Below are 10,091 nucleotides of genomic sequence, written 5' to 3'. Positions count from 1 at the left end.
CGTCATGCTGCCCTCTCTGGTCGCCGAGGACCTTCGCCGCGCCCTCGCCACCTACCTGACGACGAGCTTCGCTCTCGCCGATGACGACGTACGCGATGAGCTCGACGCGTTCCTGGAGCGGCCGGAGAGCAGGCTGTTCCGGGGGCCGTATCTGCGTGTGCGCACCCCCTTCCGGGAGGCGTCCTCCGGGTGGGGGGCCGCGCTCGACTGGTGCCCGAAGGACTTCACGCCGTACACACACCAGGCCGCGGCATGGCAGCGGCTGTCCTCAAAGGCGGGGCGTCAGCCGGAGCCGACCATCGTCACCACCGGCACCGGATCCGGTAAGACCGAGTCGTTCCTCGTACCGATCCTGGACCACTGCGCCCGTTCTCGCGCCGCGGGACAGCGGGGTGTAAAGGCCCTGCTGCTGTACCCCATGAACGCCCTGGCCGACGACCAGGCCCGCCGTATCGATGACTTCCTCGGTACCGAGGCAGCCTTGAAGGACGTCACCGCCGGCATCTACATCGGCGGCGCCTCCGGACCGCGCTCGGCATCGGACGAAGACTCGAACGAGCCCGGCTCGTACGGCCGCGACACTGGTGCAACGTCCCTCGCCGGCGATCCCACCATCAAGCACCTGATCACCGATCGGGACGCGATCCGTGCCGACCCGCCGGACATCCTGCTCACCAACTACAAGATGCTGGACCTCCTGCTCCAGCGCGTTCCGGATGCCCCGCTCTGGAAGTCAGACTCCCTCGCCTTCGTCGTCCTCGACGAGTTCCACACCTACGACGGCGCCCAGGGCACCGACGTGGCGATGCTGTTGCGCCGCCTGGGCGCAGCCACCGGGGCAGCCCGCGAGGGACGCCCCCTCGGCGACATCACACCTGTGGCGACATCGGCGACGCTCGGCGGGGGAATGCCCAGCGGCTCCTCGCCCCTGGCCCTGGACGGGCCTGAGAGGTCTGATCGGGAGCTGTTGCGTGAGTTCGCGGAGAAGGTCTTCGGGACACCGTTTCCCGACGCCGCGCTCATCGGCGAGAACCGGCTGCTGCCCGGAGAGGTCGTCACCGACCCCGACTTCTTGCTCCCCTCACCAGCCCCTGCGGCTCTGGCAGGGCTGCCCGACCCCCTGGACGACGAGTCAGCGCTCGCAGACCTGGCCCGGCTCATGCTTGGCCAACCCCTCAGTGATCCGGTTCAGATCGGCGCCAAGCTCAAGCAGCACATCCTGGTCAAGGCGATCCTCGACGTCGCCGGGACCAGCCCAGTCACGATCCCAGATATCGCCCGCGAGTTCGCCCAGCGCGGCGGCGGACCGGCCTGGGATGAGGCAGCGCGCAGCAACCCTCGGCTTGTCGAGCTCGCCTTCGCGCGGATCCTCGCACTGATCTCGCACGCCCGCACCCTGCACCCCGTGACGGGAAAACCTGGTCCATTCCTGCGGGTTGAGGCCCAGCTTTGGGTGCGTGAGGTCCGCCGCGTCATCCGTGCGGCGACCGCTGAGCCCCACTTCCGCTGGTACGACGATGACGGGCCGACCGGGGACTCCCGGCCGAACCCCGCCAACCTCGCCATCTATCAGCCGGCGGAAGTCGACAGCGCCGGGGAGGGCGGAGAGCGGACCGATGCGTCGCGTCGCCCTGTGGGGCCGCCCTACCGGCGGCATCTTCCTGCCGTGTACTGCCGTCATTGCGGGCGGTCCGGCTGGGCTGCGTTGTCCACGGAACTGGAGTGGCAGCAGCTCAAGACGAACACGCTGGAGATCTACAAGGCTTCGGCACAGAAGAAGCGGGCCGTGCGCTGGATGCTGCGGGCTCGCCCGGACGAGTACCCCGTACTGCACCTGCACGCCGAAAATGAGCGGCTGACGACCAACCCGACCGAGGACACCGTCGCGGTCATCACGCCTCATGGGCCGTTGCCCGCTGCCCCTGACGAGGAGTGCCCCTCGTGTGGTCTCGACGACGGCATGCGCTTCCTCGGTGCTGGCACCGCCACTCTCGCCTCGGTTACCACCACACAGCTCTTCTCCGACCGGGGACTCGCCGGCGACGAGCGGAAGCTGCTTGTGTTCACCGACTCGGTGCAGGACGCCACCCACCGCGCCGCGTTCATCGCCAACCGCAGTTTCGGCTTCACCTTCCGCGGTCTGCTGACCCAGCACCTCACCGCGGGTCGGCCTGTCGCTGTACATGATCTCGCTGCTGACGCCGCCGAGGCTGTCGTGACGGCCGCAGGCGCGGGCAAGCGCAGCGAACTCGCCTCCATCGTCCCGCCTGATCTGCGAGAAAACCCGGACATCCTCACCCTCCTCGATGAAACAGAGGACTTCAGCGATGCCGGCGCGGACATGCTGCAGAGTCGCATGGTCTTCCAGACCCTCATGGAGTTCGGTCTGCGCTCCCGCCTGGGCCGCACGCTGGAGCTGACCCGAACCGCTGCCGCGGAGGTCGACCTCAAGGATCTGCCCGCGCTCTGCGCCGAACTGCGGGAGCGGCACCAGCGCCTGCCCGGGCAAATTTCACTGCCTCCAGACGACGGGGCGTACGCGGTATTCCTGCGCGGGCTGGCCGAGCGACTCCGCCTGCGCGGGGCTCTGTATCACCCCTGGCTGCAGGAGTACATCCGGCAGGCCGGCGCAAGGCGCTGGCCTGTCTGGGGCGGCCGTCCTACCGGCATGCCTGCCTTCCCCAGGGGACTCGCTGCCCCCGCTTTCCCCGTGTCGGGCAGCACCCGCACCACCGGCTTCGACTCTCTGACCCGGGACAACACCTGGTTCGCGGACTGGGGTCACCGCTCGCTGGGCTGCGACCGGCGCGAGGCACGGGCGGTGGCCGAGCTCGCCATGAAACTGCTCGCCCAGCGCGAAATCCTGGCCACCTATCACGCCGAGGGCGGCGCGCTCGTTTACGCGCTCAAGCCCCGCAACGTCCTCATACACCGCATCGACGACAATGCCGCACCAGGCGGGGAAGCCGGCGTGAACGCGTGCGGGGTGCGCTGCGACACCTGCACCTGGCGGCAGACCGTGCCACCGAGCCGCCGCGAGGACTGGCTGGGCACCGCATGCCTGCGGTTCCACTGCTCGGGCCACTTCGTGGAGGACGACCGCGACTACACCGCCGACTACTACCGGCACCTGTACACCATCGACCGCCCAGGCGACGTACTGACCGCTGAACATACCGGCGCGCTCAGCCGCGAGCGGCGTGAGCATGTTGAAGCTGCCTTCAAGAACCGGGCCTCGGCCTTCGACCCGAACGTTCTCACCTGCACACCCACCCTTGAACTCGGCATCGACATCGGCGACTTGTCTGCCGTACTTCTCGCTTCCATGCCGCCCGCGCCTGCCAACTATGCGCAGCGGATCGGCCGGGCGGGCCGCAGCACCGGCAACTCGCTCACCGTCACCTTCGTACCGCGAGGCGCCCGAAGCCACTACTACCTGCACGTTCCGGAGCAGATGCTGGCGGGCCGGATCATCCCGCCGGACTGTTACCTGGACGCCTCGGAGATCCTGCGCCGCCAGTACCTGGCCTTCCTCTTCGACCGCGCCGCGGACCGCAGCCTGTGGGAAGGCACAGCGATCCCCGAACGCCCCATGCCTCCGCGCATCGGGGAGCTCTTCGGACATGGCCTGGCCGAGGACGGCTGGTTCAGGCGCTTCCTCGACGTCGCGGGCACCCGCCATGCCCAGCTGTCCGACGCGTTCATCGCTCTGTTCCCCGCGATGACCCCGGCCGCGGCCCAGGGTGTCCAGCACTTCGCCGCCCAGGGCCTGGAGGAAGCCGTCGGAGCCGCGGCCAGCGCGTGGAACAAGCGAGTGGCTGCCCTGCGCTCGAGGATGCGGCAGATCGGCCGGGCCTTCGACGCGCTGTCGACTGCTTCCGGTGACCCCGAGCGCGACAAGCAGCGGCGCCAGCTCTTCGCCGAGCAGCGGACCGTACGCAAGCGCCGGGACGCCCTCGTCTCGGAGAACTCGATCAACGCCCTTGTGCGGCTGGGCCTGCTGCCCAACTACACCCTCCACGACGAAGCGACCGTCCTAGACGCCACCTTGTGGTGGAAGGACAGCGACGGGGAGTTCGACGAGAGCTCGACCGACTACGGCCGCGGCTCCCGGCTCGCACTGACCGAACTTGCCCCCGGCAACATCTTCCACAGCGACGGCTACAAGTTCATCGTCAGCACCGTGGACCTCGGCACCGGTGTCGGCGGTGGCGAGAACGCGTACGCCCTGTGGCGGTTCTGCCCCGAATGCGGATTCGTGGCCACCGAGGAAACCGGACTCGACATCACCGCCTGCCCGCGCTGCAAGGCACCGCAGATCGCCGACCCGGGGGCCGTACACAAGGTGCTGGTGCCCGAGCGGGTCCTCGCCCGCGAGCGACGCGAAGACGCCCGGCTGACCGACGAGCGCGACGAACGCGAGCGGAAACAGTTCGACGTGGTCACGCTCGTCGACATCGACAAGGACCAGCCGCAAGGACTGAGGGCGTGGCGCCGCTCTGGCAGCGGCCTGCCCTTCGGCGTCGAGTTTGCCCGCGTGGCGACGATCCGCACGATCAACCTCGGGCCCTCAGCCGCACCCGGGTCGACCCACGCGATCCGCGGAGAAGACGTCCAGGTCTCCGGCTTCGAGACATGCCTGGAATGCGGAGGCGTGCGCGGCACCCACCCGCAGGCATGGGACCCCTCGGCCCAGCGGATCGGCACCCGCCACGCGTACTGGTGCTCACACCGCGACGACGGCGTCGCCCACGAGCCGACGGAGAAACTGCTGCTCGCCCACGAGCTCACCACCCAGGCGCTGCGCATCCTGCTGCCCGTCTCCACAATCGACCTCGCCGACCGCCTCATCTCCTTCAAGGCGGCCCTGCTCCTGGGCATCACCAAGCACTTCGGCGGCGCTCCCGACCACATCCGTGTGGTCACCGACAGCATGCCCGGCGACAGCCAGGAACTGCGCCGGCGGTTCCTCGTCCTGCACGACTCGATGCCCGGCGGCACCGGCTACCTGGAGCACCTGGCGGACGCCACGGTGCTGCACCGTGTCCTGACCCTCGCGCAGACAGCGCTGCGGGACTGCCCCTGCCAGAAGGAGGAGCAGCGCACCCCCTGCCATCGCTGCCTGCTTCCCTTCGTATCCAGCAGCGAACACCCGCACGTCTCGCTGCGCATCGCGAAGGAACTCCTGGACGAGATCCTCAAGGACTGGGCGGTCGAAGCCGTCGACACCCTCTCCGGCGTACGCATCGACCAGCTCGTCGACAGCGAACTGGAGGACCGGTTCGTCCGCACCCTGATCACCTGGGGACGCAGGGACGAAGAAGACGGGTCTGTCGCCGCCAAGGCCGGCCAGGGCGGCGTGGAGCATGAGCTCCGTTTCACACGCGGTGATGCGGCCACGCGCTGGCGCATGCGGGACCACGTACGGACGAAAACCTCCGTGCCCAGCGAACCCGACTTCCTCCTGGAGCGGACCGACGGCCCAGCGGAACGGGTCGCGGTCTTCCTCGACGGCTTCGCCTTCCACGCGAGCGAGAAGGTCAATCGCATCGCCGACGACGCCGCCAAGCGCGCGGCCCTCCGGGCGGACGGCGCACTGGTATGGCAGTTGACCTGGGACGACGTCATGACGTGGGCAGCAGGTGTCGGCAGTGCGGCGGAAGGGCAGCAGGTTCGTGCCCATGCCCGGCCGCTTCACACAGATGCCGCACTCCAGCTCGCCCGCCAGATCCATCAAAGCCTGGTTGGCCAGGCCCGCCCCGACGACACCCTCGACCCGGTGCTACGCAACCCGGTTGAAACCCTGCTGGAGTTCCTCGCCGACCCCGATCGGGCCAAGTGGGCTCGACGGGCAGCCGGCCTGCTGGGCGGCTTCGGAGCAGCGGCGCGCCCCCAGCCGGTGGACCGCGAAGAGACCGGACGGGTGCTTCACGACGTACTGCGCGGCGCGAACCTGTCGGCCTCGGCCTCGGCCACAGAGGCCGTCGCGTTCGACGCTCGCACCTCAGGCCAGACGCGGATCATCGGCCTGCTGGACCGTCGGCCTGAGCCGCGCAGCAAGCAACCGGATATGCGGGCATGGTCAGCGCTGGCCGTGCTCGACGACCGGCCGGAAGCCATCACAGGCAACGAGCACAAGGACCGCTGGACGGACTGGCTGCGCTGGTCGAACCTGCTGCAGTTCCTGCAGCCCGCCGGCCCCGACGAACTCCCCCGCTCCTTCCACCAGGTCGCGGTGTCCACCAGCGGTCAGGTCGATCCGCACACCGTGGCTCTGCTGACCAGTGCGCTGCCCACAGAGGCAGGGGCCCCGCAGCCACTGCCTCAGGCATGGACCGAAGCGATCGAATGGGCCTCGTCCCAGGTCGAGGACGTCCTGCTCGCTCTCGTCGAGGAAGCCCGCCACGGACGCATCGACGTGCCCGAAGTCGGCTTCGAGTACGGGGACCAGGCGATGCAGGCCGAACTTGCCTGGCCAGACAGGAAGGTCGCCGTCTTCATCGACCTGGACGAGCGGCGAGACGCCCTCTTCGCGCGCGACGGATGGTATGTCGCGAGCGCTGGCGCCGTGAATGTAACTGAGCTCATCAAGAAGTTGGAGGGGAACTGATGTCCGGCGCCAAGGTGATCATGGCGGACGTCTTCGGGAAGTCCTATGACGCGCTGGACGGCTCCGTCCAGCCGCAGGTGCTGCAGTTCATCATGAAGATGCAGCGCGACCCGGACTCTAACGGCCTCAACCTGAAGCCGCCGAAAGGCGCCAAGGACAAGAGGGTCCGCACCGCACGCGTCACCGACAACTACCGGGCCGTGCTCATGCACTATGCCGACCGCATCTACTACCTGGTCGCTGTGCTGCCGCACGACGACGCCTACGACTTCGCCGCGAACATCCTCTTTGACATCAACAAGGTCACCGGCGGCATCGAGCTGATCAATCTCGGTAGCCTCTACGGCACGCTCAGCGGACAGGCGAAGGCCGCCAGTACCACGCCCGACACGCCGTCGCTGTTCGCCAGCGTCTCCGACGCTGACTTCGAACGACTGGGCGTCCACGCCTCCATCGTTCCGGCGCTCCGCGAGATCCGCAGCGAGGACGCGGTCCTCGGCATCGTCGAAACCCTGCCCAAGCTGGCTCGCGACGTGATCCTGTGCCTCGCCGACGGCATGTCTGTCGAAGAGGTCTGGGAGCAGGTCAGTTCACTCGCGGCCACCAACGACGAGGTCGACACCCAGGACTACGAGGCCGCGATCGAACGCCCCGCCACCAAGGAAGCCTTCGTGGTCACCGGCGACTTCGCCGAGTTCGGGCGGATCCTCACCGAGCCCCTGTCCGCCTGGCGGATCTTCCTGCACCCGGCACAGCGGGCGTTGGCCGAGCGCAAGACCCCTTACAAGGGCTCCGTCCGCGTCACCGGAGGCCCTGGAACAGGCAAGACGGTCGTGGCCCTGCACCGCGTCAAGGCCCTAGCCGAACGCCTGCCCGCCGGCCAGGCCATCCTGCTCACCACCTTCACCACCAACCTCGCCAACCTGCTCAAGTCCATGCTCAAGGACCTCGGCGGCGCTCAACTGCTCGCCAAGGTCGACGTACGGAACATCGACAAGGTCGCCTACGGCACCGTGAAGGAGACCTTCGGCGCGGAAGCGCCCAGCAGGCTCAAGGACGGCGAGATCCTCAACCGGTGGATCGAACTCTCCCAGGAGCAGCAGACGCCCCGCTTCGACGGCCGCTTCCTCGACGCCGAGTGGAAGCAGGTGGTGCTGGCCCAGGACATCCGCAGCCGCGACGAGTACTTCGCCGCCAGCCGCGCCGGGCGCGGACGACGCCTCAACCGCCCCGAACGCGCCCAGGTCTGGTCCCTCGTCGAGGAATTCGAGCGCAGACTCGACCGTGAAAAGGCCGCCGGCGTCACCCAGCTCGCCGTTCAGGCAGCCCGGATCGCCTCCGGCTGGTCCGACGAAGAGCGCCCGTACCGTCACATCGTCGTGGACGAGGCCCAGGACCTGCACGCCGCCCACTGGAAACTGCTGCGCGCGCTGGTCCCTGACGGCGACGACGACCTGTTCATCGTCGGCGACGCGCACCAGCGGATCTACGACAACCGGACGTCCCTGAGTGCCCACGGCATCAAGATCCGTGGGCGCTCCAAGCGGCTGACCCTCAACTACCGCACCACCCGGCAAATCCTCGCCGCCTCCCTGAACCTTCTCGGCGACTCCAAGTTTGACGACCTCGACGGAAACCCGGAGCAGCTGCGCGGATACCGCTCCGTACTGGCGGGGGCCAGACCTGAAACCACCGGCTATCGCACCTCCTCCGAAGAGATGACAGCGCTGGCCAAGCGCGTAGACAGCTGGCAGCAGGAAGGGATCAAGCCCCACGAGATCGCGGTCGTAGCCCGAACCCACGCGATCGCCGACAGCGCTGTTCAGGCACTGCGTGACGCCAAGCTGGCCGCGGTGAAGGTCGAGGACTACCGCGTCCCCGACCCCGACGAAGGCGTCCACGTCATGACGATGCACCGCATCAAGGGACTCGAGTACCGCGCTGTCGCCATCGTCGGGGCCGGCGCCCAGCACATGCCGCTACCCAGCGCTGTCACCCCAGAGGCCGAGGACCGCCTCCAGTACGCCGCAGACCTCCGCCGCGAGCAGTCTCTGCTCTTCGTCTCCGCCACACGCGCCCGCGAGCAGCTGTCGATCACCTGGTCGGGCCGCCCCAGCCAATTCCTCCGCGATCCTGCCGCCTAGGAAGGAACACCTGACTACTGAGCAGTGACGACCTAGCGGCCACGGGACCTCTCGAGGCGACCTCCGGACCCCCTCAAGTACTGGCTACCGATCGGGTGGGGGACGTCTTCCTGCGCCATCCGTTCTTGGTGCACGCGACGCAGCCACACCGAGGGTCGGTTCCGCGGTTCCTCGGCCAGCCGCCACTGCACCCGGCACAGCCGATTCAGATTGCGGGGGAGGATGGTCCTTCCCCCGTGGAGATCGCCATTCAGCGAGGCTTGACCTCCTCGTAGCGCAGAAGTCGGCCGACACCGCCCCCGTTGGAACGCTCATCGGCGGCGGTGTCGGTTGAAGGAGATCCGGTACGGCTCTGCACTTGCAGTCTGGGGCGACCTCCGAGCGGGCCGGTGGAAGCACGGCTTGTCGGTTGGCGCGGCAGGGGCGGAACTCGCGGGAGGCATGTTCGGTCACGCCCCGGCCGCCAGTTGTTTCATCCGACCGCCAAGGTTGCGTACGACAGACTCCAGCGCGATCAGGTCCACTCACCCAGCGCTTCAAGGTGCTGCGCGAAGCTCGATCGCAGGCTGTCCAGAACGGCCTTCCCCTTATCCGCCGTGGCATGCGACGGAAAGCCGATGACCCCTGATTTCGTGTACTCGCTCATCCCCCGGACAAGCAGGAACAGGCGATCACCGCCATCGTGGTCTGCGTCGGCGAACCCGTCACGGACAAGGTCGGGAGCGGCATGCAGCAGGATCGAGGTCTCGATCTCGCCGGCGTGCATGTCTCCGTGCCGGTCTGACACCAGTCCGCCGCACTCCCGGGCGCGAGACCAGTCAGGCCCCAGCGGGAACAGGGATGTCGTCGGGCCGTCGACATTCGCCTCCTGAACCACGTTGGACAGGACGTAGTTCCCGCCGTGGCCGTTGATGATCACGAGCTTGTCGATTCCGGAGCGCGCGAGGGATGCCCGGATGTCGTCGATCATCGCGAACAGGGTCCTGGCGCTGATGCTGACCGTGCCCGGGAACGCCGCGTGCTCGTGGCTGCACGAGATCGTGATCGGTGGAAGCAGGTGCACCGGGTAGGCACTGGCAATCTCCTGACCGACGATGCAGGCGATCGCTGTGTCGGTGATCAGCGGGAGGTACTGGCCATGCTGCTCGAAGGAACCGATCGGCAGGACAGCGACACGCGGCTGCCGCTCCTCGACATCGGCACTCGTAGCGGTTGGCAACAGGTTCACAGCACTCCCCTTTCGTCGGCCACGGTGTGGGCTCACGCCGACTACATCGGTCCTTCAGCAACGACTCCGCGGTAGCCCCCGGCCCTAGAATGAGGGATGCCTCGGCCGT

3 protein-coding genes and 1 pseudogene are annotated in these 10,091 nt (G+C 68.1%); 3 read left to right on the top strand and 1 reads right to left on the bottom strand.

All coding sequences use genetic code 11. From position 1 onward, the window contains the following. Positions 1 to 4: 4 nt before the first annotated feature. From ACFVU3_RS19550 to ACFVU3_RS19540, 3 genes and pseudogenes are all read left to right on the top strand, one after another. Positions 5 to 6,610: a DEAD/DEAH box helicase gene (locus ACFVU3_RS19550; RefSeq protein ID WP_390067674.1), complete on the top strand. Its 6,606-nt coding sequence runs from the start codon at positions 5 to 7 to the stop codon at positions 6,608 to 6,610. Continuing rightward, complete coding sequence (locus tag ACFVU3_RS19545) at positions 6,610 to 8,754, top strand: UvrD-helicase domain-containing protein (protein ID WP_390067673.1); 2,145 nt, start codon at positions 6,610 to 6,612, stop codon at positions 8,752 to 8,754. Before ACFVU3_RS19550 ends, ACFVU3_RS19545 begins: the two co-directional genes overlap by 1 nt. A gap of 71 nt (positions 8,755 to 8,825) precedes the next feature. Then, a pseudogene (locus ACFVU3_RS19540) lies at positions 8,826 to 9,029 on the top strand (phytanoyl-CoA dioxygenase); the annotation flags it as partial. Between the two features lie 239 nt (positions 9,030 to 9,268). Here ACFVU3_RS19540 and ACFVU3_RS19535 read toward each other — a convergent pair. Continuing rightward, complete coding sequence (locus ACFVU3_RS19535) at positions 9,269 to 9,982, bottom strand: creatininase family protein (RefSeq protein WP_390067671.1); 714 nt, start codon at positions 9,980 to 9,982, stop codon at positions 9,269 to 9,271. Positions 9,983 to 10,091: the final 109 nt, after the last annotated feature.

Source organism: Streptomyces sp. NPDC058052 (assembly GCF_042885515.1).
In the GTDB taxonomy this organism is placed as follows: domain Bacteria; phylum Actinomycetota; class Actinomycetes; order Streptomycetales; family Streptomycetaceae; genus Streptomyces.
The sequence above is the reverse complement of the archived record's forward strand: the minus strand, read 5'-3'. Positions and strand labels throughout refer to the sequence as shown.

What these genes read in the sequence shown, in the direction of transcription:
- ACFVU3_RS19545 (WP_390067673.1), top strand. Translation starts at nt 6,610, where the DNA reads ATGTCCGGCGCCAAGGTGATCATGGCGGACGTCTTCGGGAAGTCCTAT.
- ACFVU3_RS19550 (WP_390067674.1), top strand. Translation starts at nt 5, where the DNA reads ATGCTGCCCTCTCTGGTCGCCGAGGACCTTCGCCGCGCCCTCGCCACC.